Annotated in this window: 17 protein-coding genes and 1 tRNA gene; 9 read left to right on the forward strand and 9 right to left on the reverse strand. The window is 73.5% G+C overall.

Translation table 11 applies throughout. The features are described 5' to 3' along the window. The first annotated feature begins 5 nt into the window (after nucleotides 1-5). Entirely contained in the window at nucleotides 6-2,225 is a 2,220-nt protein-coding gene (locus AMIR_RS33685; protein WP_015805471.1) for a heavy metal translocating P-type ATPase, read from the forward strand. A gap of 201 nt (nucleotides 2,226-2,426) precedes the next feature. Continuing rightward, the gene (locus tag AMIR_RS33690) at nucleotides 2,427-2,744 is read left to right on the forward strand and encodes a hypothetical protein (protein WP_015805472.1); all 318 of its coding nucleotides are present in this window, start codon (nucleotides 2,427-2,429) and stop codon (nucleotides 2,742-2,744) included. 182 nt (nucleotides 2,745-2,926) lie between these two features. On the opposite strand, the gene AMIR_RS33695 is transcribed toward AMIR_RS33690, so the two are convergent. From AMIR_RS33695 to AMIR_RS33705, 3 genes are all read right to left on the reverse strand, one after another. Further along, nucleotides 2,927-3,130, reverse strand: coding sequence for a cold-shock protein (locus AMIR_RS33695; protein ID WP_015805473.1), 204 nt, complete (start codon nucleotides 3,128-3,130; stop codon nucleotides 2,927-2,929). Between the two features lie 215 nt (nucleotides 3,131-3,345). After that, a complete protein-coding gene (locus AMIR_RS33700) occupies nucleotides 3,346-4,173 on the reverse strand; it encodes a glutamate ABC transporter substrate-binding protein (RefSeq protein ID WP_015805474.1) in 828 nt (275 codons plus the stop codon). A 229-nt stretch (nucleotides 4,174-4,402) separates the two neighbouring features. Continuing rightward, nucleotides 4,403-5,251 carry an oxygenase MpaB family protein gene (locus tag AMIR_RS33705; RefSeq protein ID WP_015805475.1) on the reverse strand — a complete coding sequence of 283 codons (849 nt, stop codon included), beginning with the start codon at nucleotides 5,249-5,251 and terminating at the stop codon, nucleotides 4,403-4,405. Between the two features lie 172 nt (nucleotides 5,252-5,423). Here AMIR_RS33705 and AMIR_RS33710 point away from each other — a divergent pair, with 172 nt between their 5' ends. Further along, entirely contained in the window at nucleotides 5,424-6,074 is a 651-nt protein-coding gene (locus AMIR_RS33710) for a hypothetical protein (protein ID WP_143761008.1), read from the forward strand. Between the two features lie 70 nt (nucleotides 6,075-6,144). Here the strand turns inward: AMIR_RS33710 and AMIR_RS33715 are convergent, their stop codons facing one another. From AMIR_RS33715 to AMIR_RS33725, 3 genes are read right to left on the reverse strand one after another with little or no spacing between them, the layout of a single operon-like run. Further along, nucleotides 6,145-10,989 (reverse strand): DNA repair ATPase, encoded by a 4,845-nt coding sequence (locus AMIR_RS33715; RefSeq protein ID WP_015805477.1) that lies wholly within the window; start codon nucleotides 10,987-10,989, stop codon nucleotides 6,145-6,147. Beyond that, nucleotides 10,986-12,992 carry an SPFH domain-containing protein gene (locus AMIR_RS33720; RefSeq protein WP_015805478.1) on the reverse strand — a complete coding sequence of 669 codons (2,007 nt, stop codon included), beginning with the start codon at nucleotides 12,990-12,992 and terminating at the stop codon, nucleotides 10,986-10,988. The genes AMIR_RS33715 and AMIR_RS33720 overlap by 4 nt, the downstream gene beginning before the upstream one ends. A 14-nt stretch (nucleotides 12,993-13,006) precedes the next feature. Next, a complete protein-coding gene (locus tag AMIR_RS33725) occupies nucleotides 13,007-13,588 on the reverse strand; it encodes a hypothetical protein (RefSeq protein ID WP_015805479.1) in 582 nt (193 codons plus the stop codon). A 157-nt stretch (nucleotides 13,589-13,745) separates the two neighbouring features. Here AMIR_RS33725 and AMIR_RS33730 point away from each other — a divergent pair. Beyond that, nucleotides 13,746-13,821: transfer RNA gene (locus AMIR_RS33730), tRNA-Lys, on the forward strand. A gap of 344 nt (nucleotides 13,822-14,165) precedes the next feature. Here AMIR_RS33730 and AMIR_RS33735 read toward each other — a convergent pair. From AMIR_RS33735 to AMIR_RS41335, 3 genes are read right to left on the reverse strand one after another with little or no spacing between them, the layout of a single operon-like run. Beyond that, nucleotides 14,166-15,251: an NAD(P)-dependent alcohol dehydrogenase gene (locus tag AMIR_RS33735; RefSeq protein ID WP_015805480.1), complete on the reverse strand. Its 1,086-nt coding sequence runs from the start codon at nucleotides 15,249-15,251 to the stop codon at nucleotides 14,166-14,168. After that, a complete protein-coding gene (locus AMIR_RS33740; protein ID WP_015805481.1) occupies nucleotides 15,248-15,715 on the reverse strand; it encodes a DUF4334 domain-containing protein in 468 nt (155 codons plus the stop codon). The genes AMIR_RS33735 and AMIR_RS33740 overlap by 4 nt, the downstream gene beginning before the upstream one ends. A 59-nt stretch (nucleotides 15,716-15,774) precedes the next feature. Then, nucleotides 15,775-16,947, reverse strand: coding sequence for a TetR/AcrR family transcriptional regulator (locus tag AMIR_RS41335; protein ID WP_084799071.1), 1,173 nt, complete (start codon nucleotides 16,945-16,947; stop codon nucleotides 15,775-15,777). 495 nt (nucleotides 16,948-17,442) lie between these two features. Between AMIR_RS41335 and dusB the strand changes: the two genes are divergently transcribed. The 5 genes from dusB (at nucleotide 17,443) to phoU (ending at nucleotide 25,169) form a co-directional block, all read left to right on the forward strand. After that, a complete protein-coding gene (dusB, locus tag AMIR_RS33755) occupies nucleotides 17,443-18,588 on the forward strand; it encodes a tRNA dihydrouridine synthase DusB (RefSeq protein ID WP_041838622.1) in 1,146 nt (381 codons plus the stop codon). Then, nucleotides 18,581-19,039 carry a hypothetical protein gene (locus AMIR_RS33760; protein WP_015805485.1) on the forward strand — a complete coding sequence of 153 codons (459 nt, stop codon included), beginning with the start codon at nucleotides 18,581-18,583 and terminating at the stop codon, nucleotides 19,037-19,039. The genes dusB and AMIR_RS33760 overlap by 8 nt, the downstream gene beginning before the upstream one ends. A 147-nt stretch (nucleotides 19,040-19,186) precedes the next feature. Further along, complete coding sequence (locus AMIR_RS33765; RefSeq protein WP_015805486.1) at nucleotides 19,187-20,044, forward strand: GGDEF domain-containing protein; 858 nt, start codon at nucleotides 19,187-19,189, stop codon at nucleotides 20,042-20,044. A 212-nt stretch (nucleotides 20,045-20,256) separates the two neighbouring features. Next, nucleotides 20,257-24,357, forward strand: coding sequence for an LCP family protein (locus AMIR_RS36510; RefSeq protein ID WP_143761010.1), 4,101 nt, complete (start codon nucleotides 20,257-20,259; stop codon nucleotides 24,355-24,357). Nucleotides 24,358-24,506: 149 nt separating this feature from the next. Continuing rightward, nucleotides 24,507-25,169: a phosphate signaling complex protein PhoU gene (gene phoU / locus AMIR_RS33780; RefSeq protein WP_015805488.1), complete on the forward strand. Its 663-nt coding sequence runs from the start codon at nucleotides 24,507-24,509 to the stop codon at nucleotides 25,167-25,169. Nucleotides 25,170-25,189: the final 20 nt, after the last annotated feature.

Raw genomic sequence — 25,189 nt, forward strand, 5'->3', positions numbered from 1 at the left:
CGGCCATGACGACTGCGGAGACCGGGACCAGCAGGGTCGAGCTGGCGATCACCGGCATGACCTGCGCGTCGTGCGCGAACCGGATCGAGCGCAAGCTCAACAAGCTCGACGGGGTGACCGCCTCGGTCAACTACGCCACGGAGAAGGCGAGCGTCGAGTACCCGGACGGCACGGACGTGGCGGACCTGGTCTCCACGGTCGAGGCGGCCGGTTACGGAGCGCAAGCACCGCAACAGGACCGCGCCCCCGAGCCGGAGGAGGACGACCACGCGGGCGACCTCCGGCTGCGGGTGCGGCTCGCCGCGCTGCTCGGCGTGCCGGTCATCGTGCTCTCGATGGTCCCGGCCTGGCAGTTCCCCGCCTGGCAGTGGCTCTCGTTCGCGCTGGCCACCACCGTGGTGTGGGTGTGCGGCTGGCCATTCCACCGCGCCGCGGCGGTCAACCTGCGGCACGGGGCCAGCACGATGGACACCCTGGTGTCGATGGGCGTCACGGTGTCCTACCTGTGGTCCGCCTACGCCCTGGTGCTCGGCGGCGCGGGCGAGCTGGGCATGACGCACGGGTTCAGCCTGGTGCCGCGCCCGTCGTCGACCGGTGACGTCTACCTGGAGGTGGCCGTCGGCGTGACGCTGTTCCTGCTGCTCGGCCGCTGGCTGGAGGCCAGGTCGAAGCGGCGGGCGGGGGCCGCGCTGCGGGCGCTGCTGGCGCTGGGCGCGAAGGACGTGGCGGTGCTGCGGGACGGCCGCGAGGTGCGGGTCCCGGTGTCCGAGCTGCGGGTTGGCGACCGGTTCGCGGTGCGGCCGGGCGAGCGGATCGCGACGGACGGGGTCGTGGCCGAGGGCGCGTCGGCGGTGGACCGGTCGATGGTCACCGGCGAGTCGGCGCCCGAGGAGGTCGGGGTCGGCGACCGGGTGGTCGGCGGGTCGGTCAACGCGGGCGGCCTGCTGGTGGTCGAGGCGACCGGGGTCGGTGAGGACACCCAGCTGGCCAGGATGGCGGCGCTGGTCGAGCAGGCGCAGTCGGGCAAGGCCGAGGTGCAGCGGCTGGCGGACCGGGTGTCGGCGGTGTTCGTGCCGGTGGTGCTGGGCATCGCGCTGGTGACGCTGGTCGGGTGGCTGCTGTCCGGGGCCCCGGTGCAGTTCGCGATGACGGCGACGGTGGCGGTGCTGGTGATCGCGTGCCCGTGCGCGCTGGGGCTGGCGACGCCGACCGCGCTGCTGGTGGGCACCGGGCGGGGCGCGCAGCTGGGCATCCTGGTCAAGGGGCCCGAGGTGCTGGAGTCGACCCGGCGGGTGGACACGGTGGTGCTGGACAAGACCGGCACGGTGACGACCGGGCGGCCGGAGCTGGTGGACGTGGTGCCCGCGCCGGGCGTGGAGCGGGCGGAGCTGCTGCGGGTGGCGGGCGCGGCCGAGCACGGCTCGGAGCACCCGATCGCGGCGGCGGTGGTGCGCGGGGCCGGGGCCGAGGTCGGCGAGCTGCCGCCGGTGACCGGGTTCGCGAACGAGGTGGGCGTCGGGGTGTCGGCGGTGCTGGAGGGCAGGCGGGTCGAGGTCGGCCGGTTGACGTCGGCGCGGCTGCCCGAGGAGCTGGTGGCGGCCGGGCGGGAGCTGGAGGGCCGGGGCCGCACGGTGGTGGCGGTGACCGCGAACGGGCTGCCGCTGGGGTTGCTGGGCGTGACCGACGCGGTGAAGCCGACCAGCGCGGAGGCGGTGCGCGGGCTGCGCGACCTGGGGTTGCGGCCGGTGCTGCTGACCGGGGACAACGAGGTGGTGGCGCGCGCGGTGGCCGCCGAGGTGGGCGTCGACGAGGTGATCGCCGGGGTGCTGCCCTCGGGCAAGGTCGACGCGGTGCGACGGTTGCAGGAGCAGGGCCGGGTGGTCGCGATGATCGGCGACGGGGTGAACGACGCGCCCGCGCTGGCGGCGGCGGACCTGGGGCTGGCGATGGGCACCGGCGCGGACGCGGCCATCGAGGCGGGCGACCTGACGCTGGTGCGCGGCGACCTGCGGGTCGCGGTGGACGCCATCCGGTTGTCCCGGCGAACGCTGCGGACCATCAAGGGAAATCTTTTCTGGGCGTTCGCCTACAACGTCGCCGGTTTGCCGATCGCGGCGCTCGGATTGCTGAACCCCATGCTCGCGGGGGCCGTGATGGCCTTCTCCAGCCTGTTCGTGGTCTCCAACAGCCTGCGCCTGCGCGGGTTCCGCTCGACCGCGGGCTGAAGAATTTCCGCGCACCCACTCCCATGGCGCACGGGCGCGTGCAAGAATCCGAATTGCTGACACACCCCCGGTCAGCACCTGTGGAGATCCCCTCCGGCCCCCGCGTTCCTCCCCCTGGCGCGGGGGCCTCTCCATGCCACAAAGACTGTGACCCGCGCCACACGCCTAGGCGTTCCGCAACCGGACCGTTATCGTGGCGCGGTGGCTCTTGGTTCCCTGGGACGCAGGTCCAGCAAGCACCGCTCCGAGCAACCCGAAGCGGGTGGTCCGGTCGGTGGCGGCGACGACGAGCTGACGTCGTACCTCGCCGCGCTCGCGCCGGAGACCGTCGACACCGAGACGACCGGCTCCGGCTCCAGCTTCGGCAACGCGCAGGTGTACCAGCTCCGGCTCCAGCTCATGGCCAACGAGCAGCTCCGCGAGCTGGCCGCCGAGCGGCAGACCTCGCCGCAGGCGCTGGCGACCGAGTGGGTCATGCAGCGCCTGGAGTGGGAAGCGCGCCAGCGCGGCATGATGTAGCGCTCTGTGATGTGGTGTCGCCCGTACGGCGTGCACCCATGCGGGTGAGGCTCCCCAGCGGGCCGATCCCCCTGACGAACGCCGAGGGCGCCGCCCCGGACCCGGTGGGTCTGGGACGGCGCCCTCGGTCCGTCGTGGGGAAGCCTTCGGCCGCGGTCGGCGGCGCCCCCGGCGGGGTTCGCTCAGAAGGCTCGCACGTTCTGGGCCTGCGGCCCCTTCGTGCCCTGGCCGATCTCGAACTCCACCCGCTGGTTCTCCTCCAGCGTGCGGAACCCGTTGCCCTGGATCTCCGAGTAGTGCACGAAGACGTCAGGTCCGCCGTTGGACTGGGCGATGAAGCCGTAGCCCTTCTCAGCGTTGAACCACTTGACAGTGCCCTCTGCCATCCGCCTGCCTCCATCGCAGGAAAGCTTGGGGCTGCACGGTGCGGCCCCGGCCGTCCCGGGGGCGTTCCCCCCGCCGACGCAAGCGGGGAGAGGCACGCCCGCGTGTTGTTCCGCGAGCGTGTGACACGACACAGAAACCACGGCCTGCGCAGGCGAGAGTATCGGGACAACCCCGCGAGCACTACCGAGTGCGAGGAACTATCACTTCTGAGTGATCACTTTTCGGTGACCGCGGGCGGCTCGGGCAGGGCGATCTCCGCGCTGCCGAGGTTGCGGTCCAGCGCCGCCTTCCACTCCCCGGTGCTCACCATCTTCTCGATCGCCGAGGCCACCTTGCCCCTGCCCGCGGCGTCGTCCTTGGCCAGGCCGATGCCGTAGCGCTCGGTGGTGAAGGGCTCGCCGACGAGCTTGAGCAGCTCCGGGTTCTGCCCGACGAAGCCGGTCAGGATGGCCTCGTCCGTGGTCACGGCGTCGACCTTCTCCGCGAGCAGGGCGGTCACGCAGTCCGAGTACTGGCCGTACTCGACCAGCTCGACGTCCTGCGCGAACTCCTCCTTGACCTTCGCCGCCGAGGTCGTGCCGGTCACCGAGCACAGCTTCTTCCCGCTGAGCGCCTCGGTGCCGGTGATGGCCTCCTCGGTCGCGCGGACCAGCAGGCCCTGCCCGGTCTGGAAGTACGGACCCGCGAAGCCCACCTGCTGCTTGCGCGGCTCGGTGATCGAGTAGTTCGCGACCACCAGGTCGACCTCGCCGGAGGCGATCAGCTTCTCGCGGTCGGCGGGCCGGACCTCGCGCCAGGTGATGCCCGCGGGCTGCACGTCGAACTGCGCGGCGACGTACTTGGCCACGTCGACGTCGAAGCCGACGAACTCGCCGTCGATCCGCCGCTGGGACATGCCGGGCAGGTCGTAGCGGATGCCGATGGTGAGGGCGCCGTCGTCCGCCTTGCCCTCCAGGGTGCTCTGGTCCGCGCTCCCGCAGGCGGCCGTCGCCGCCAGGACCGCAGACCCCGTGATCGCCATGACCAGCTTCCGGTAACGCATCCGCTCGCACGCCTCTCGTCGTCCGGGAACGTGGTGCGGATCGCGCACCAAGCCGCCAGCAATGCTAAGCAGCCGGGTCCGAATGCCGGCTGTGCGGTACGTCTCAAAAGCGCAACGACATACCCCTTCTGGAGCAGCAAAGGGGTTGTTCGCACCCTTCCGGAACGCGTCCGGATGTGCTTGCAGGCGGCCGGGGTTCTGGGATCGGGGTTCTGGGATCGGGGCCGGGTCAGGGCTGGGGCAGCAGCGCCCGGCGCGGGACGACGGCGAGGCCGCCGCGCCGGATCGCCCGCGTCACGTGCCCGTCCGGCACGCTCCACCGCAGCGGCGCGGGCACGAGCCTGGCCGCCGCCCGCAGACCGCGCAGCAGCCGGGTGGCCCTCTCGGCCGGGTAGGCGGGGCGACCGTGCAGCGCGACCGCCCAGTCCGGCAGCAGCGAGTACGCCAGGCGCCCCAGCAGCGGCTCGTACACCGCCAGCGCGTGCCGCAGCGGGCCCGGCAGCGGTGGGCGGCGCAGGAACTCCCGCACCAGCTCGGAGTCCGCGGTCCGTTGCAGCCGCGGACGCACCCCGGCGAAGTACTCGGCCAGCTCGCCCGCGCTGCCCGGCACGTCCCGCGCCCGCAGCCCGACCAGCTCGGCACCCCGCCGCTGCTCCCGGTAGTACCGGTCGACCTGGGCCGGGCTGAGCCGGTAGCCCGCGCGGCGCACCACGGTCGCGAACGAGGACACCTCGGCGCAGTGCACCCACAGCAGCAGGTCCGGCTCGTCGAGCGCGAACGAGCGGCCTCGCTCGTCGGTGGCGCGCAGCGCCCGGTGCACCGCCCTGACCCGCCGGGCGGCGCGCTCGGCCTGGTCGGTGGTGCCGTAGGTGGTGACGCCGACGAAGCTCGCGGTGCGGGTGAGCCTGCCCAGCGGGTCGGTCCGGAAGTCCGAGTTCTGCACCACGCCCGCGACCGCGCGCGGGTGCAGCGCCTGGAGGTTCAGGCTGGTGATCCCCGCGACCCACATCGCCGGGTCGGCGTGGAGCTGCCAGGTGACCGTCATCGGGCCGAGCAGTCCTTGGTCCACACCGGCCATGGTGCTCCGGGGTTGCCCGCACGGGCAGTCCTCGTCCCCCTGACGCGCCGCACCCTTGCGGGCGAGGCGCTCGTTGCCCGGAGTGGGTGAAGAATCGTCCAGCGGTAACGGATGGCCGCTGACCAGCGATTCCACGTGACACCGTGGGATGCCGTCGGGACGGGTGCGGGGGATGAGCAGTGGGAGACGGGCGCTCCTCGCCGGGGGCGTCGCGGCGGTGGCCGCCTCGGCGCTGGCGGTGCTGCTGATCGCGGCCGACACCCCGAGACCGGTGGAGTCGCGCCGGATCGTCGCGCAGCCGAACGCGGGGGTGCTCAGCGCCACCCACACGACCGACCTGCTCGGCCACTCGCCGACCACGCCGCCGCTGCCCGCGCCCACCGAGGCCAGGGCCGAGGTGGAACCGGTCGGCGAGCGGAGCGCGGACACCACCACGCCGACCACGACCACGCAGCCGGTCGTCACGACCACCGCGCAGCAGCCGCCCAGCACCGGTGGCGAGCCGCCGTCGGAGCCCAGCGGCCCACCGCAGGGCGGGGCGCCGCCGGAGTCCGGGCCGGGCGCGGGCCAGCCGCCGCCGGGCGTGCGGCCGACCACGCCGACGACCACGCGGCCCACGCAGCCGCAGGGGGTGTGCGACCGGGCCTACTGGACCACCGGGTCGTGCGTGCCGTGGCTGATCCCCTGGTACGTGGAGGACTCGTGCGCCTGGCTGCGCGGCCGGGGCGTCGGGATCATCCTGGTGCCCGCCCAGGACCGGCACCGGCTGGACGGCAACCGGGACGGCGTCGGCTGCTTCCTCGGCGACCGGGGCCGGTACTGAGCGCGGCCGGCTGAACGCAGCCAGCTGGGCGCAACCGACTGGGCGCAACCGCCGGCCGCGCCCGCTCCCGCTAGTCGTGCAGCCCTTCGATCGCCTTCCGGACCTCCTCGACCCGGTCGGCCAGCAGGCCCACCGCGCCGACCGCGCGGGTCAGCGGGTCGTCCCCGCCGCCCAGCGCCTTCTCCCGCAGGTACCCGGCCTTCACCTCGGCCCAGCGGCGCGCCCGCTCCCCGTCCAGCACCCCGCGCAGCTCGGCCAGCTTCAGCAGGTTCGCCTCGGCGCCGGAGGTCAGGGTCTGCGCCTCGCCGAGGTAGTGGTCGTCCAGGACGGCCTCCAGCTCGGTCCCGTCCATCACCGGCACGACCTTCTCCACCAGCTTGTTCATGTTCCGGTAGGAGCCCTGGAGCAGGAACGGCGGCTCGGTGCGGGAGGCGTCGGCCTGACCGGCGGAGGCGATGTAGGCGCGGTTGACCGCCAGCACGACCTCGCGCAGCCGCAGCACCTTCCGCAGCACCGACAGCACCTGCTCCAGCTCGGCCGCCGGATAGGTGTGGCCCAGCCGGTCCCGGCTGATCCGCTCCCCGGCCGCCATCCGCACCAGCAGCTCCAGGTCCGCGCGGGACCGGGAGGACAGCGGGGCCAGCACCGGGTTCGCGGTCAGCGCGTTCTCCACGTAGGACAGGGAGAACAGCTCCTCCCGCCCGGACAGCACGTCGCCGAGGTTCCACACGTCGGCCCGGTTGGCGAGCATGTCGGGGATGCGGAACCGCTTGCCGGACTCGGTGTACGGGTTGCCCGCCATGCACACCGCGAACCGCTTGCCGCGCAGGTCGTACGTCCTGGTGCGGCCCTCCCAGACGCCCTCCATGCGGCGCTGCCCGTCGCACAGCGAGATGAACTTCTGCAGGAACTCCGGGGAGGTGTGCTGGACGTCGTCCAGGTACAGCAGGACGTTGTTGCCCGCCTCCAGCGCGAAGTTGACCTTCTCGACCTCCTGGCGGGCGGTGGCGTTCGGCGCGTCGGCCGGGTCGACGCTGGTGACGCCGTGCCCGAGCGCGGGGCCGTTGACCTTGACCAGCAGCAGGCCGAGCCGGTCGGCGACGTACTCGACCAGGGTGGTCTTGCCGTAGCCGGGCGGGGAGATGAGCAGCAGCAGGCCCATCTGGGCGGCGCGCTTGGCGTCGCCGGTCGCGCCGAGCTGCTTGGCGAGGTTGTCGCCGATCAGCGGCAGGTAGACCTCGTCGAGCAGCCGGTTGCGCACGAACGCGCCCATGACCTTGGGCCGGTGCTCGTCCAGCCGCAGCCGGTCGCGCTCGCGGGCCACCAGGTCGTCGCGCAGCCGCTGGTAGGCGCGGAACGCGGGCACCCGGTCGGCGCGGAACGCGGCGGTCCTGGCCAGCAGCTCGTCCAGCCGCACGGCCAGCCGCCCGCCGCTGATCCTCGGGTGGTCGCCGAGCAGGCCGCCGACCTCGGACTCGACGGGCGCGTCGACCGCGCGGCGCGGCAGGTCGGGGCACACCTCGGCGACCACGGCCTCCGGCAGGTCCGGGTCGGCGACGCCGCCGAGGAACGCCTCGTACCAGCCCTCCACGAGGGAGCGGCGGGCGTCGGCGTCGTCGGCGAACGCGGCCAGGTCGGCGTCCAGCTCGGAGCGGTCGCCGAGCGCGCGGTGGAACGCCTCGGTCAGCGCGCGGGCCCTGGCCCCGGAGGCGAACGCCAGCGGGGTGCGGCACAGCTCCTCGAACAGGTACTCGCCCGCGGTCGGGTCGCCCGCGCGCTCGCCCAGCTCGGCGCACAGCGCGTCGACGGCGGCGGAGCGGCCGAACCTGGCCCGCGCGCGGCCCAGCGACGCGGCGCGCAGCGACCAGCGGCGGCGGTCCTCCTCGTCGGCGCCCGCCCACAGGTACTGGGCGGCGGCGCGGGACGCGGGCGGGTGGCGCAGCACGTCCGCGCCGTCGGCGAGGCGGACCAGCTCGGCCAGCAGCAGCGCGGCGTCGTGGTCGTGCACGCCGCGCTCGTAGCCCTCGTCCAGCCTGCTCTCGGCGACGTGCCTGACCAGCTCGGGCAGCGTCCCGGCCTCGGCGCCGACGCGCAGCTCGTCGGCGGGCTGCTCGGCCAGCACGGACGCGGCCAGGTGCTCGCCCCGGTAGACCTCGGCGGTCTCGGAGACCACGGCCTGCGACCAGAACGGCGCGGTGGCCGCGAACCCCGGATCGCGCACGGGCGCGCGGAAGTCGGTGCCGGTGACCGCGAACGCCATGCCGCCGTCCTTGGGCACGAGCGTCACGTCGACGGGCTGGGTGTTGACCGCGAACCGGTGGGCGCCCAGCTTGATCGCGTCGCCGTCGAACATCTCCAGCCGGTCGCGCAGCGCCCGCCCGGCCTCCTGCCTGGCGGCCAGCACGCGGCCGTCCAGCTCCTCGGCGCGCACCTGGTCGCCGAGGCCGCGCAGCTCGTCGGCGACCGCGCGCAGCCTGGCGACCATCGGGTCGGAGGCGAAGTAGGTGTTGACCTCGTCCTGCGAGGACAGGCCCACGACCCGGCGGGCCACGCCCGCGAGGACCCGGTCGGCGGAGGCGGCGAGCCGGTCGGCGCGGCGGGCGCGCTCGTCCAGCAGCGCCTGCTTGCGGGAGGAGAACGCCTCGTAGACGTCGGTGCGCCGGTCGGCCAGCCGGGCGAGGAAGTCGTCGAACTCCCCGAAGCGGGACTCCAGGTTCTCCAGCTTGAGCAGCAGCCCGCCGAGCTGCTCGTCGCAGCGCTCCGGGGTGTCGGCGACGGCGATCGCGCCGGTGACGGCCTGGCCGAGCAGCGCCAGCTCGGCGGCGAACTCGGCACGGCCCTCGGCGGCGACCAGGTCGCGGCGGCGGCCGTCGACGGTGGCGCGGACCCGGTTGAGGCCCGCCAGCACGGTGCCGATGCGCTCCAGCACCGAGGTGCGGGCGGTGGCGTCGGCGATGTCGAGCCCGCCGACGACCTCGGTGAGCACCTCGAGGCCGCGCTGCTGGGCGAGCAGCTCCTGCGCCAGCGGGGCGGCCTCGGCGGTGGTGCGCAGCTCGGCCGCCTTGGCCAGCAGCGAGTCCACCTGCTCCTGGTGCGCGGCGAAGGCGTCCTCGCGGCCGAGGAACGCGACGGCGCGGGAGCCGACCGACGCGATCTCACCGTCCAGCGTGGACACCAGGCCGTCGATGCGCTCGTCGTCGGCGTAGCGCATCTCCTTGAGCGTCACCAGGGCGCCCTGCGCGCCGCGCAGGTCGGTGAGCAGCCGCACCCAGGCGTCGGCGGTGTCGAGCACGTCGCTGTGCGCGCGGCGCAGCAGCGCGGTGACCCGCTCGTCGGCGTCGGACAGCGCGCCCCGCGCCTGCGCGGTCAGCTCGCGGACCGTCTCGAACTCGTCGAGCACCAGCTGCGCGGTGGCGCGCACCCGCGTCACCGGGGTGCGCAGGTCGCCGAGGTCGGCGTCGCCGAGCCAGTGGTGGGTGTCCACGACCCTGGCGCACGCGGCGATCAGCGCCTCGAACACCGCGGCGGTCGGCTCGCTCTCCTCGGCGGCGGCCACCACCGACAGGCAGTCGGAGATGCCGCGCACCAGGTCCGCGTTGCCGACCCGCTCCAGCGGTCCGGTCCCGGTGCGCTGGGCGGCGGCGTGCGTGTCGGACTGGAACGGGGTCAGCCAGACCTGCACCGGGTGCACCCTGGTCGGCTCGTCGCCGCCCGCGCGCAGCAGCACGAGGCCGCCGTCGTCGAACAGCGCGTGCCCCCGGCACGGCAGCGGGGCGGCGACCTCCTTGCGGATCACGTTGTAGGGCAGCAGGAGCGCGCGGTCGGCGGCGCGGAAGGCGTAGAGGACGTCCTCGCCGTTGGGCGAGCGGACGACGCGGTCGAACGCCAGGCCGCCGGTGTCGACGCCGTCGAACGTGCGGGCCGCGCCGGTGGCCAGCAGGTAGCCGCCGGGGAAGACCAGGCCCTGGTCGTCGGGCAGCCGCACGCAGGAGGCGCCGATGCCGTCGAGGCGGGTCGCGGCGCCGGTGCGGGTGTTGAAGACCAGGTGCCGCCAGGCGGTCTCGTTGTACGGGCGGACCCGGATGAGCACCAGCGGGCCGACGCGGGCGTGCTCGACGTCGGCGTCGGCCAGGCTCTGCAGCGGGTCGTCGACCGGTTCGCGCAGGACCGCGCGGTCCGAGTCGGGGTCGTCCTCGGTCTTGAGGACGAGCGAGCCGCCGACCGCCGAGACGAACACCTCGCCCCGCACGGAGATGTGCGGGTGGCGGCCGAGGACGTGGTCCTCGCGGGTGGCCGGGGTCCAGGTGAAGTCGTGGGTCGGCGGGTGGACGTGGTCGCGCTCGCCCCGGTTGTCCAGGTAGCGGACGGCGCCGTCGACGCCGAGCTCCCAGCGCAGCACCCGGATGTCCTGGGCGCGGGCGCCGGTCTGGAACACCGCGAGCAGCCTGCCCCCGACCCGGCGCAGCCGGACCAGGCGGGCCTGGCGGTAGTAGCGGTGCAGCTCGGCGAAGTCGCGCAGGAAGCCGGGGTCGTCCAGGAGGCCGGGAAGGTCGTCGTCCCCGGCGTCGAGCAGGGTGGCCGATCCGTCCACATCGGACTGAGATCCGTCCCCGCCTGCCCTCGGCGCGCGGCGGTGCAGGGAGAAGACCTCGGCGACGGCGGTCTCGTCGCCGCGCGGCGCGGCCGGGGCGTTGTAGCCGACGAGCAGGAGGCCCGCGACCTCGACCACGTCGACCGGGACCAGGTTCGCGCCGGTGCGGACCTGCTCGGTGCCGAGCAGCCGCAGCTCCGCGCCGCCGAACGCCTCCAGCCTGCGGGTGTTGAGCGCCTCGGCCGCCCCGGCGAGCCCGGCGGCCTGGTCGGCCAGCCGGGCCCGGAGGATCTCGTAGGCGCCCGCGTCGAGGGCGGCCGTCACGACTGCGCGGCGAGCGCGGCGACGGGGCGCTCGGCGACGCCGAGGCGGGTGGCGTGGTCGAGCAGCTTGCGGAGCTTGTCGGCGTCGGGGCCGCCCGCGCTGATCATGTGGTGGAGCGCGGCGGACACGGTGAGGTTCTTGACGTCCTCGGTGCCGAACGAGCCCAGGACGCGGGTGATGTCCTCGGTGAAGCTCGCCTTGCCGTTGAGCCACGGCTCGACCAGGGTGCGGGCGACGTCGGAGTGCTCGACGAACCCGTCGACGCTCTTGCCGACCGTGATCGCGCCGACGATGCGCTCGAAGAACGCGGTCTCGCCGCCGACGATGTCGATGTCGGCCTTCTCCAGCCCGGCGGCCAGCACGGCGGCCTGGGACTCGGCGACCTGCCGCTGCACCTGGATGCCCGCGAGGCGGATCTCCTTCTCGGCCTCCAGGCGCAGGCGGTACTCCTCGTGGCCGCGGGTGACCTCGTCCATGGCGGCCATGGCGCCCGCCTTGTCGGTCAGGCCCTCGGCCTCGCCCTTGAGCTTCTCGCGGATGGCCTCGGCGGCGACGAGCGCCTTCTCGCGCTCCACGACGGCCTCGGCGCGGCCGACCTTCTCCACGGCGGCGGCGGAGCGCTCGCGGACCTGCGCGTCGGCCAGGCCCTGGGCGGCGGCGTCGGCCTGCTTGCCCTCGGCGAGTCGGATCATGGCGCGGGCGTCCAGCTCGGCGGCCTGCTGGCGGGCCTCGGCGAGCACCAGCTCCTCGCGGGCCTTGAACTTCGCGGCGGCCTCGGCGGCCTCCGCGGCCTTGATGTCCTTGACCAGGCCCTCCTGGGCCTGCCCCTCGGCGCGGATGACGGTGGCCTGGCGCTCCCGCTCGGCCTCCTCGACGGCCCGCAGCCGCTTGATGTTCTCCTCCTGCTCGGCGACCGTCTTCTCCACGGCGACGCGCTCGCGCACGACCTCGGCGACCGAGCGCTTCTCGCCCTCGACCTCGCGCTCGGCGGCCATGCGCGCCAGCTCGGTGTCGCGCTCGCGGGAGACGACCTCCAGCAGCCGGTCCTTCTCGATGCGCTCGGACTCGATCGCGATCACGCGCTCGCGGTTCTTCTCGGCGACGGCGATCTCGCGGTTCTTGTTCTCGTGCTGGATGCCGAGCTGCTCCTCGGTGCGCAGGTGCGCGGCGCTGGCCTTGAGGCGCTCCTCGGCCTGCACCTTGGAGATCTCGGCCTCCTCGCGCGCCCGCAGCGTCTCGACCTCGCGCTTCTGCTTGATCTCCGCGTCGGCCTGGCGGCGCTCCAGCTCCAGGATCGTCTCGCGCGCCTCGACGTTCTGGCGGGTGATCTCCTTCTCCTCGGTGCGCTGGAACTCGTTGGTGCGCACGTGCTCGATCGCCGTCAGCTCGGTGATCTTGCGGATGCCCTGCGCGTCGAGGATGTTCGTCGGGTTGAGCTGCGCCATCGGCGTCTGCTCCAGGTAGTCGATCGCCGCGTCCTCCAGGCTGTAGCCGTTGAGGTCGGTGCCGATCACCCGGATGATGCGGTCGCGGAACTCGTCGCGGTGGGTGTAGAGGTCGACGAAGTCGAGCTGCTTGCCGACGGTCTTGAGCGCCTCGGAGAACTTGGCGTTGAACAGCTCCTGCAGGGTGGCCTCGTCGCTGGCGCGCGCGGTGCCGATCGCCTGGGCGACCTTGATGACGTCCTCGACGGTCTTGTTGACGCGCACGAAGAACGTGATCCGGATGTCGGCGCGGATGTTGTCCTGGCAGATCAGGCCCTCGGTGCCCGCGCGGCGGATCTCGATCGTCTTGACCGAGATGTCCATGATCTCGGCGCGGTGCAGCACCGGCATGACGACGGCGCCGGTGAACGTCACGTCCACCTTGCGCACCTTGGACACGATCAGGGCCTTGCCCTGCTCGACCTTGCGGAACAACCGGCTGACGACGATCAGCAGCGCGATCAGGACGAGAGCGCCGACGGCGATGAGCACGCCGAGGCCCGTGGTGATGGCACCCATTCCCGGAAAACCCCCTACAGCGAAGAGTTCAGCGGCACGACCCAGAAGAACTCGCCGTCCGGGTCGTACTGGTAGATCACGGCCGTGTCCCCCGCCGCGAAGGGGTCGCGACCGGTCTGGCGCACCTGCACGAGCGCCGACGAGCCGTCGCCCGAGGTGACCTCGGCCTGCCCGAAGTCGGAGGTGACCGTGCCGGTCCGCACGACGCAGGTGAGCCCGACGAAGTCGACGCGCGACGCGGAGCGCTCCGGCGTGCGGAACGGCTCGATCGCGAGGCGGGTGAGGAGCAGCCCGAGCAGCAGCGACAGCAGCAGGACCCCGAGGTCCAGCAGCGTGTGCGGAACCGGCGGCAGGTCTGCCTGGTCGACCAGCACCCCGCCCGCCAGGGAGGCGAACCAGGACACGGCGACGAGCAGCGACACGGAGATGGCGGCCGGGAAGTCCCCGAGCCCGAGACCCAGCTCGACGCCGACGTCGACGTCGTCGGAGTCGAGCACGCCGAGGACGGCGAGGAGCCAGAACACCACCACCAGGACCAGCGGAACCCCGAGCACGACGGCGGGGAACGACAGCGCGGCGGCGGCGAACTCTCCCAACGAACCTCCCAGCTTCGTCTTGCGACGAAGATAGCTGGACGTAGGGGGTGCGCGTGGGGGAACGGGGGAACGTGTCGGGGGGCACAGCCGGTGGTGCGGGGAGGCGGGGGTCGGGGACGGGCCAGGAGGGGGTGCGCTCCGCTAAGCTGTGGGGTGAGGGCTGCTAGCTCAACTGGCAGAGCAGGAGACTTTTAATCTTCGGGTTCAGGGTTCGAGTCCCTGGCGGCCCACCACAGCAGCAGTTCACACCTTCGGGGTGTTCGGTGGGAAGACCGGGCTCACCGGCCACCCCTCACTTTGCCCGACGTTTCCGCTGTTCACGACGGTGAGCGCGGTGGTGGCAGCCCGGTTCTGCGAGTGCCTTCCACCGGTGGACGTTCCTGGTCGTCGACGGCCGCAATCCGGTTGATCGCACAAGATCACCGCAGGTGGGGGTCGGGCATCCCGACAACAGGCGCTCCGGGGCGCCCGAGGCTTCGGCCGAACCGGTGGGAGCAGGAGGCGGTAGGCGGAGAGCCGCGCGCGAGGCGCACGACCGGCGCCCTGAGCAGTCCTCACCGGACCCGGACGACCTCGACTACAAGACCTGCTGATCGAACCTCAGCACCGGTTTCACGCAGCGCCCCGTCGACGCGTCCTCCGCAGCCTGCTCGATCTGCTCGAACGGGTACTCCCCGATCAGCCGCTCGATCGGCAGGACGCCCTGGCGGTGCAGGGCCACCAGGTCCGGGATCAGGGTGCTCGGCGCCGCGTCGCCCTCGATCACGCCTCGGACGCGGATGCCGTTGTGCACCAGCGTCTTCAGGTCCAGCTCCACCTTGCCGCCCAGACCGACCAGGGCCAGCGTCCCCCTCCGGCGCAGCGCCCCCACCGCCTCGCCGATCGCGTCCGCCCGCCCCGTCGTGTCCACCGCGTGGTGGGCGCCGCCGCCGGTCAGGTCCGCGAGCGGCGTTCCCGGTGGGACCGCCGCCGCCGCGCCCAGGGACAGCGCCAGCGCGCGCCTGGACTCCACCGGCTCCACCACGACCGTGCGGCACCCGCGCACGTTCGCCGCCAGCAGCGCGCTCAGGCCCACCCCGCCCGCCCCGTAGACCACCAGCACCTCGCCGGGCGCCGCGTTCACAACGGTGAACACCGTCCCGGCCCCCGTCTGGACGCTGCACCCCAGCGGCGCGGCCACCACCGGGGACAGGTCGGCCGGGACCTTCACCACGCTGCTCTCGTGCGCCACCGCGTGCGTCGCGAAGCTCGACTGGCCGAAGAACCCGCCGTAGACCGGCTTCCCAGCCCGACGAAGCGCGGTGCTGCCGTCCTCCCGCACGCCGCGCGCGTTCGCCCCCGCGTGCAGGCAGTACGCGTTCCACCCCGCCGCGCACTCCGCGCACCGGCCGCAACTCCGGTAGCTCAGGCACACCGAATCCCCCACCACCACGGAGCCGACCCCAGCTCCGACCGCCTCCACGACCCCCGCGCCCTCGTGCCCGAACACCATCGGCAGCAGGGCTTCCGGCCACGTCCGGCGCATCAGCAGGTCCGTGTGGCACACGCCCGCCGCCAGCACCCGCACCACGACCTCGTCCGGCCTCGGGTCGTCCAGCTCCACCTCGCGCACCTCGAACGGGCCGCCCGGACGCTCGACCAGGGCGGCGCGCGCCCGCGTCACGCGCGCTCCAGCACGAAGTAGTAGTGCTTCCCCCCGTCAAGCACGCCCTTGCCGTTCATCACCCCGAGCACCGCGCGCTCGTCGAGCCGCTTGAAGTGGTCCAGCACCGGCCGCCCGTCGTAGACCATCGTCGCGGTCGCCTCGCCCCGGAACTCGACCGTCCACAGGCTCGCCCCGCCCCCGGCCAGCTCCTCGTTCGCGTACAGCCCGCCGTCGGCGTCGCGGCACACCAGGGGCGTCACGTCGGTCAGGGACGTGAACGTCTTGCCGTACCAGCCCGCCTTCTCCAGGTTCCCCTCGAAGCTGTGGCCGCTCACGAACTCGCTGCCGCGCCAGTCCCCCAGCAGCTCCTCCGGCGCCACGGTCGGCAGCGCCGCCCACAGGCCGTCCAGCTCCTCGACCGTCGTGCGACCACCCGCCTCGCGGATCTCGGCGATGCGGGCACGAGCCTCGTCGGCGGTCATCCGAACCTCCCGGACACGGGGAACAGGGGCACCAGACCTGACAAATTAGACCGAGGATGTCAGGTTGTCAGCCCCCGAACGGTCAGCTCCACCAGACGGCGCAGCAGCACCTCCTGCCGCTCGACGCCGCCCAGGTGCAGCGTGATCCCCTTGACCCCGTAGAACAGCACCCCGGCCACCTCGTCCACCCCGGCGCACGGCCCCAGCACGCCCTCCAGGACCTCGATCATCCGCCGCTCGAAGAGCGTCCACTGCTCGACCGCCCGCTGCTGCGTCTCGTCGATCAGCTCGGCCTGGAACACCTCGCCCGCGTGCATCCGCAGCACCAGCCCGAGCACCGCGGTCAACCGCTCGGCCACCCCACCGGGCCCCCGCGCGGCGACCTCGGCCCGTTCCAGGAAAACCTCCAGCGCCCACTGCACGGCCTCCCGGAAGATCTCCTCCTTGCCCCGGTAGTACTGGTACAACGCGGGCCGGGAGACGTCCGCGGCTGCGGCGATGGCGTCCATGGAGGTCCGCCGGTAGCCGTACCGGGCGAAGCAGGACACCGCCGCGCGCATGTAGCGCTCTCGCCGCTGATCGGGTGATGTCGCCACCGGACGACTGTAACCAGCGGCCACTCCCGAGCCGGCCCGGTCAGGCCCGAGGCGGTGACCACGACCAGGCCGGTGACGCGCGCCCTCCCCCGCCGCTCCAGGTCGAGGCGCTGGAGGGAGGCCGCGTCCACGGCGTACCCGCTGTCGAGCACGATGACGTCCACGGCCGCGCCACCCGAGGTCGACGAGCAGGTCCCGGCGGAAGCCCTTGCCGTCGCGGGCGTCCAGGAAGCCGTACTTCTCCCTGACCCTGAGCAGCTCCACGTCGAGCAAGGCGCCGAACGGCACGACGACGTTGGCCCTGGGGTTGCGGCCCGCGACGGGCTGCGGGTCGGCCAGGAAGAACACGTCGCCCCCGACGCCAGGTCCACGACGCCCCGGACCAGGTTGTCCCGGTGCAGGTGGCAGGTGCCCCCGTTCCGGCCGCTCGCGAACCCGCTGCCCCTGCGGCGCGGTCATGTCGGTGACCATGCTCGACTTCACGCCGAACGGCTGCGCGTCCCAGAGCACCTCGCGGTAGTCGATCGAGGAGCCCGCGCTGGGCAGCTTCTGCGGAGCCCCGAGATATCCGCGGCCCTCGCGGCTCACGGCGTTCCCGTAGATGGAGAAGACCTCCATCATGTTGGCCGCGCTCACCGTTTCCTCGTCGACGAAAACCGCGCCGGGACTGCCGCCGAGCGCGAGTCGCTCGACTCTTGGATGGCGATCGCAAGGGTGACGACCACATCCGGCTGGAGGCGCCCGCACACGTCCCCGCCGTTGCGGGAGAAGGACTCGACGACCTGGTCGAAGATCCAGCCGGAGGTCGGCGGCCCGCTCACCTCGGGATGGCCGGAAATCCCCGAGCGGGGGCCGGTCCACGACGGAAGGACAAATGGTGCTTGACAATTTCACATTGCCACTAGCCGTATCGAGGCTTTTCGACCAAGCGTTATCCACGTGATCACCGCTCACCCGAACAGATCAACAAGCCGCAAACCCGCCACCCCCGCACAACTCCCCGTAGAAAGCACTCCCCGGTCAAGCCCCTCAGCCCCCCGTTCGCGGGAGCCGCCCCACCGCGCCCGACCCGCCCCCCACCGGGAGCGGAAAGCGGTGGAACGGCGGGCGGGAGCTGGGGCTGCGGCTAGCCTGGTCGGCGTGGCAGCTCCCCCTCCCTCGCTGAAGATCGGCCGGTACTCGGTCGACCCGGCCGTCGTGCTCGCGCCGATGGCGGGCATCACGAACATCGCCTTCCGGCAGCTGTGCCGGGAGTTCGGGAGCCCCGGCTCGCTCTACGTCTGCGAGATGATCACCGCCCGCGCCGTGGTGGAGCGCGACTCCAAGACCATGGAGATGCTGGCGTTCGGCCCCGACGAGCACCCCCGCTCGATGCAGCTCTACAGCGTCGACCCGGTGTCCATGTCCGAGGCCGTCAAGCTGATCACCGGCGAGGACCGGGCCGACCACATCGACATGAACTTCGGCTGCCCCGTCCCCAAGGTCACCCGCAAGGGCGGTGGGGCGGCGCTGCCGTACAAGCGGAAGCTGTTCCGGGAGATCGTGCGGGCCGCCGTGCGCGCCGCCGAGCCCGCGGGCGTTCCGGTGACCGTGAAGTTCCGCATCGGCATCGACGACGAGCACCTCACCTACCTGGACGCGGGCCGCATCGCCGAGGACGAGGGCGCGCAGGCCGTCGCGCTGCACGCCCGCACGGCCGCGCAGCGCTACTCCGGCACCGCCGACTGGTCGGCCATCACCCGGCTGAAGGAGGCGGTGACCTCCATCCCGGTGCTGGGCAACGGCGACATCTTCAGCGCCAGGGACGCCCTCGACATGGTCGCCCGCACCGGCTGCGACGGGGTCGTCGTCGGCCGGGGCTGCCTGGGCAGGCCGTGGCTGTTCGGCGAGCTGCAGGCCGCCTTCCGGGGCGAGCCGCTGCCCGCGCCGCCGACGCTCGGCAAGGTCGCCGACATCCTCTGGCGGCACGGCGCCCTCCTCGCCGACCACCTCGGCGAGGAGAAGGGCGTCCGCGACCTGCGCAAGCACATGGCCTGGTACCTGAAGGGCTTCCCGGTGGGCGGCGACCTGCGCCGGTCGCTGGCGATGGTCAGCACGCTGGCCGAGCTCCAGGACCTGGTCGGCCTGCTCGACCGGACCGCCGAGCACCCCTCCGACGCGGACGGCCCCCGAGGCCGCCAGGGTTCCCCCGCTCGGGTGATCCTGCCGGAGGGCTGGCTGGACGACCCGGAGGACGCCGCGGTGCCCGAGGCCGAGGAGATGCACTCGGGTGGCTGAGCTGGCGCGCGGCGCGGCGCTGCTGGTCGGGGCGCTGCTGGTGGCGGGGTGCTCCGGCGCGGTGGCGGGGACGGCGGTGCCGATCCGGTTGAGCGACTCGGACCGGGGCCTGGTGCGGAACTACTTCGACGACCTCAACTCGGCGGGCGAGCAGGGCGTGGAGAAGCAGCACGCGCTGCTGGAGGAGACCCAGCACCCGGACTACCGCGACTCGGGCTGCCGACCACCCGCCGGGACGATCACCTACCGCCCCGCGATGGGCACGTTGCGCCTGGACAACGAGTGGGCGCCCGCGGACGGCGACGAGGCGCACCCGCGCGGCGTGGTGCTGGTCGTGGCCGTGACGATCACGGTCCACCGGGACGGCGTGGAGGTCGGCTCGCAGATCGGCTCGCAGCACGTCGTGCTGCTGAACGGGCGGGCCTACGGCTTCGCACCGTGCGCCGCGTGACGGTTTTCCGCTGCCCGACCGGGAACGTCACCGTTTCGGAGCAGTGCACGGTCAACCGGTAGAGGGAAATCAACCTCTGACGTGTCCCGCTCGCTCAAGAGCCGCCTCCTAGGAGACGACACCTTGGCAAGTGAGGAGGTGAGCACGATGACCGCACTGCGGCCCGAGGTCGCCGATCCCGATCGGGAGGGCGGCCCCGAGGCGCCAGCGCCCGCTTCCGAGGGCACCGGGCTGGTGCAGCTGCACGAGTCGATCGCGACACTGCTCGCCTCCAGAGGCCAGTGGCGGCAGGCCTACCAGCACCTGCGCTCGGCGTTCGACCTGGTCCACGCGGGGCGCGAGGAGCAGCCGAAGGTGCCGGAGCAGCTGCGCCGCGAGGTGGACCGGCTGCGCAGGGAGCACGCGGAGGCCCGCGAGCAGAGCCTGCGGGACAGCCTGACCGACAGCTACAACCGCCGCTACCTGGACGAGCGCCTGGTCGCGCTGGTCGCCGAGCGGGGCGCCACGACGGGCGGGCTGGCCATCGCGCTGATCGACCTCGACTGGTTCAAGCAGGTGAACGACACGTTCGGGCACCTGCTCGGCGACCGGGTGCTCCAGCGGGTGGTGGAGCTGCTCCAGGCGGAGCTGCCGGAGCACGGGTTCTGCGCCCGCTACGGGGGCGAGGAGTTCGTCATCGTGCTGCCCGACGTGGACGTCACGAGTGCGATCCAGATCACCGAAGCGGCCAGGATGCGTGTCGAGCGTCACGCCTGGGCCTCGCTCGCCCCCGGCCTGAGGGTGACTGTCAGCATCGGCCTGGCGTACGAGCCTCCCGCCGCCGAGACGCCCTCCCGCCCACCGGTGGCCCCGGAGCAGCAGTTGTTGCGCGCCGACAGCCTCCTCTACACGGCCAAGCAATCGGGACGGAACGCAGTCGCCTACCGGGAGGGCGGACGCGTTCGGCTGGCCGGTGCTGCTTCTGGGCGACGCGGAATCACCGAACCGCGGGTGTCTGGTTACTGAAACACGCACCCCACTCACCCGTTCGGGCGTAACCTGCTGCGCGTATCCGACCACCCCCCACCCCTCTATCACCGGGAGTGGTCGTCAGAATTGGCGGGCGTCCGTAGTATCGCGTGCGCAAGTGACACGCCGCAGGTGCTTTCACCGTGTCCTTGCTGTCGTCAACTCGTGATGACGACCTGACCGATGACCAATTGCTGAAGGGAGACCGGGTGCCCGACGAGCCCCGCCGTGGCGGCACCGGACCCGGAGGCGACCAGGCCCCGCAGGATGACCAGACGACCGGGCGTCGCCGCAGGTCGATGGAGGGCAGCGGCGGTCTGAGCGTGTCGGATCTGCTGGAACAGCACAGCCGCACGAACATCCCGCGTCCCATCCCGCCGGGCCAGTCGGACTCCGGTCCGCAGCGCGGCGCCGCACCGGAACCGTCCGGTCGCCGCGCCGCGCCGGAGCCACCCGCCCACCGATCCGAGCCGCAGGGCCCGGAGAGCGGTCGCCAGCAGGGCGACCACGAGCACCGACCAGCGCAGGAGCCGCAGCAGGGCCGCAGGAGGGCCGCCAGGGGACCCGAGGACGACGTCCAAGGTCCGTCCCACCCCGCCGGACCCGGCCAACCGGGTGAGACGGGCCCGCGCACCGGCCGCAGGGCCAGGCCGGAGCCGTCCGCGTCCCCGGAGCCGTCCGCGTACGAGGAGGAGACGCGGTACGCCGCCCCCGTGCGCGTCGAGCCGGACCCGGCCGCCGAGGCGGGCGGACGGCGCGCCAGGCACGACGAGGCCCCTTCAGGTCGCCGCGCGGCCCCCGAGGAGCCCAGGACCGGCAGGCGCGCCGCGCCGGAGGCCGACCGCGACGCCGCCGCGCCCGAAGGCGTCTCGCGCGCGAGCAGGCGCGCGCGTCACGACGAGCCCGCGCCCTCAGGCAGGCGTTCCGCCCCCGAGGACGGCGTCCCGGCCCACGAGGAGGAGCCCGGTCGCCGAGGCCGCCAGGCTCCCGATGAGGGGGTCGGGCGGCGGTCCAGGGCGGTCGCGCCCGAGGACGGCTTCGCCGAGGAGGGCGGGCGCCACGAGCCCGCCGCCCGCAGGGGCCGCTCCTTCACCGACGAGGCCCCGTGGCCGCAGGCCGCCGACCGGCGCAGGCCGGACGTCCGGGGCGACGAGGGCCTGGAGGACGCGGGCGAGGAGTCCGCGTCCCGGATGTCCAGGCTCGCGCCCGGTGAGCCGAACGGCCGCAGGTCGCTGCCCCCGCGCGGCCCCGAGGTCGACGGCCGGGGCCAGCGCGGTCCCGGTCCCGAGGCCACCGGCCGCAGGGCCAGGCCGGACGCGGGGCCGCAGGGTCCCGACGCCACCGGTCGCCGCGCGCGCCCCGAGGTCGACGGCGGTCCGCAGGACGGTCCCCGCAGGCCGGGGCCCGGCGGGCCGGTCGACGGCCCGCCCGGTGGCCCGCTCGCCGGTCCGCCGAGCGGTCCGCCTCCCGGTGGTCCGCGCAGGCCCGGTCCCGACGGCGCGGGGATGCGCCCGCGCCCGGCTCCCGGCCCGCCCGGCGAGGACTTCGAGGACGGCCCCCGCAGGGGCCCGGAGGGCACCGGCACGCGTCCGCGCCCGATGCCCGGCGACGGCTTCGGTCCCCCCGGCCTGCCCGAGGACGGCCCCCGCAGGGGTCCCGAGGGCACCGGGATGCGGCCCAGGCCGATGCCCGGCGACGGCCCAGGCCTGCCCGAGGACGGTCCGCGCCGCGGTCCCGAGGGCACCGGCGTGCGCCCGAGGCCGATGCCCGGCGACGGCGGCCCGCTCGGTCCCGGCCCGGACGGCGCCGGTCCCCGCTCCCGCCCGGTCCCGCCGGACGGCAGCAGCACCCGGATGCCGCGCCCGATCCCCGAGGACGGCCCCCGCAGGGGTCCCGAGGGCACCGGCACGCGTCCGCGCCCGATGCCCGGCGACGGCCCCGGCCTGCCCGAGGACGGACCCCGGTCGCGCCAGGCCAGGCTCGCGGGCCACGACGGCCCGCCCGCCGGTCCGCCGGTCGGCCCGCCGGTCGGCCCGCCGGTCGGTCCACGCCGCCCCGGTCCCGAGGGCAGCAGCACCCGGATGCCGCGCCCGATGCCCGGCGAGGACTTCGAGGACGGCTTCCGCGGCCTGCCCGAGGACGGTCCGCGCCGCGGTCCGGAGGGCACCGGGATGCGTCCGCGTCCCATGCCCGGCGACGGCCCCGGCCTGCCCGAGGACGGCCCCCGCAGGCTCGCGCCCGGCGACGGCCCCGCGTCCGACGGCAGGGGTCCGGACGGCAGGGGTCCCGACGGCAGGGGTCCCGACGGCGCCGGGATGCGCCCCAGGCCCGTCCCGCCCGGCGACGACCGCCAGGCGCGCGCCGAGAGCTTCGCCGACGGCGACACCGGCAGGCCCCCGCGCAGGCTCGCGCCCGAGAACGGGCGGCAGGGCCCGCACGACGGTCCCCCCAGCCGGTTCGCCGAGGGCGACGAGGGAGCCCCGCCGCTCCCGCCCCCCGGCGTGTCCGCGCTCGGCGGCCCCCCGCCCGGCGTCGGCGGCCCCGAGCCGAGGGAGCAGATCGACCCCGCGAGCCTCACCACCGAGATGGAGGCCATCAGCGACGACATCAAGAAGCTGCGCGAGGTCGACCACACCCTCGCCCGCTTCTCGGCCGTCCACGACGAGCTCGCCGAGCAGGAGCGCCAGCGCAAGGAGCGCAGGCAGAAGCTGATGCCGTGGAAGTCCGAGGTCGACGAGGACGCCACGGAGTACGCCGAGCCGGTGGACCCGGACGACCCCGACGACCCGGAGCCCAAGGGCGGCAAGGGTGGGAAGGGCCGCAAGGGGCGGACCGCCAAGCAGAGCAAGATCGTCCGGATCATCAAGGCGATCTCGCTGACCTCGGCGGTGGTGGTGTTCCTGGCCAGCGGGATCGGCTGGGGGGCGATGCTGCACTTCGACAGCAAGATCACCCGGATCGACGCGCTCGGCCAGAACTCGGCGGCCGTGCACCAGGCGGAGAAGCAGCTCGGTGACGAGAACTTCCTCATCGTCGGCTCGGACACGCGCGCGGGCGCCAAGGACACGGACGGGGTGGGCGACACCAGCGAGGTCGTCGGCGCCCGGTCGGACGTGATGATGATCGCCCACGTCCCGGCCGACCGGAAGCGCATGGTGGTGGTGTCGATGCCGCGTGACCTCCAGGTCACGCGGCCCGCGTGCAACAGCTGGGACTCGGCCAGCGACACCTACTCGGACAAGGTGCTGCCCCAGGCGGAGGGCGTGAAGGCCAACGAGGTCTACGCCACCGGCGGCCCGCAGTGCGTCAGCAAGTTCATGACCGAGCTGAGCGGGCTGGACATCAACCGCTTCGTCAGCGTGGACTTCAACGGCTTCAAGGGCATGGTCGACGCCGTCGGGACGGTGGGCGTGTGCGCGCCCACCGTCATGGACGACGGCGAGCTGGGCATGATCTTCGACAAGCCCGGCAAGTACGAGGTCGACGGCCAGAAGGCGCTGGACTTCGTCCGCGCCCGCAAGGTCAAGACCGAGGAGTTCGGCGACTACGACCGGATCAAGCGGCAGCAGCAGTTCCTGTCCGCGCTGCTGCGCAAGGCCATGTCCAGCGAGCTGCTGCTCAGCCCGAGCAAGCTCAACGGCTTCCTCAACGCCTTCGCGTCCTCCACCGCGGGTCAGAACATCGGCGTGGACTCCATGCTGACGCTCGCCCAGTCCCTGCAGGGGCTGGACGCCGGGCGGGTCAGCTTCGTGACCGTCCCCCACCGCACCGACGAGGGCCCGACCCCGAGCAACGACGACAACTTCGAGGTCCTCCAGGAGGACGAGACCAAGGCGCTCTTCCAGGCGGTCATCGACGGCACCCCGCTGCCCGGCGAGGCCCCGACCGAGGGCGGGACCACCGAGAAGAAGGCCGAGAAGCAGCCGGGCACCGTGGGCGACCCCGGTTCCGTGCGCGTCCAGGTGTTCAACCAGACCTCGGGTGGGTTCGCCCCGAAGAACACCAAGACCAAGCTGGAAGAGGTCGGCTTCAAGGTCACCTACATCGGTGTCGCCCCCCAGGCGTCCACCAGGACGTTCATCCGCTACGCCACCGGCAACGAGAACGCCGCCGCGACCCTGCGGGCGGCCGTCCCGGACGCCGAGCTCCAGGTCGACGAGAGCATGGGCGGCGTCGTGGCGCTCATGATGGGCTCCGAGTGGGAGGGCGCCGTCGAGCGCCCCCGGGCCGGTCAGGGCGGCGGCGTCTCCGCCGACAGCGGCGCCGGGGACCTGCCCGTGGTGAACGCGGCCGTCGACCCCTGCGCGTGACCGGTCGGCGACGCGGCGCGACCCCCTCGGGAGCTCGGCCCGTTCCCGCAGCTCCCAGGGGGTGCCGCCGATCATCTGGTCGCCACGGGTTCATCCCCGGTTCACCGGGGAATGTCGCTCGCGCGATCAGGTGGCCCTAGGCTTGGGCCATGCGTGAGGCCTACCAAGACCAGCTCGGACAGCTCGCGGAGCGACTGGCCGACATGTGTGCGATGTCCGGCAAGGCGATCGAGCTGGCCACGAAGGCCCTGCTGGAGGCCGACCTGGGCGTCGCCGAGCAGGTGATCAGCGACGACGCCAGGATCGACGAGGTGCGCGCCAGCATCGAGGAGCAGGCGTACGCGCTGCTCGCGCTCCAGGCCCCCGTCGCGACCGACCTGCGCACGGTGCTGGCGGTCATCCACGCCGCCGAGAGCGTGGAGCGGATGGGCGACCTGGCGCTGCACGTGGCGAAGGCCGCGCGGCGCAGGCACCCCAACCACGTGCTGGCCGAGCCGGTCGCCCCCTACTTCGCCGAGATGGGCCGCATCGCGGTCGAGCTGGCGACGGAGGCGACGGACATCATCCGCACCCAGGACGTGGCGCGCGCCAGGTCCCTGGAGGACGCGGACGACGCCATGGACGACCTGCACCGCCACCTGTTCACGGTGATCATGGACAAGGAGTGGCCGCACGGCGTGCCGTCCGCCGTGGACACCACCCTGCTGGGCCGCTTCTACGAGCGGTTCGCGGACCACGCGGTGTCGGTCGCGAAGCGGACCGTGTTCGTGGTGACGGGCAAGATGCCCGGATACGGCGACGAAGAGGCCTGATCGACGACGGAGGGGGCGGG

This window comes from Actinosynnema mirum DSM 43827, assembly GCF_000023245.1.
GTDB classification, from domain to species: Bacteria; Actinomycetota; Actinomycetes; order Mycobacteriales; family Pseudonocardiaceae; genus Actinosynnema; species Actinosynnema mirum.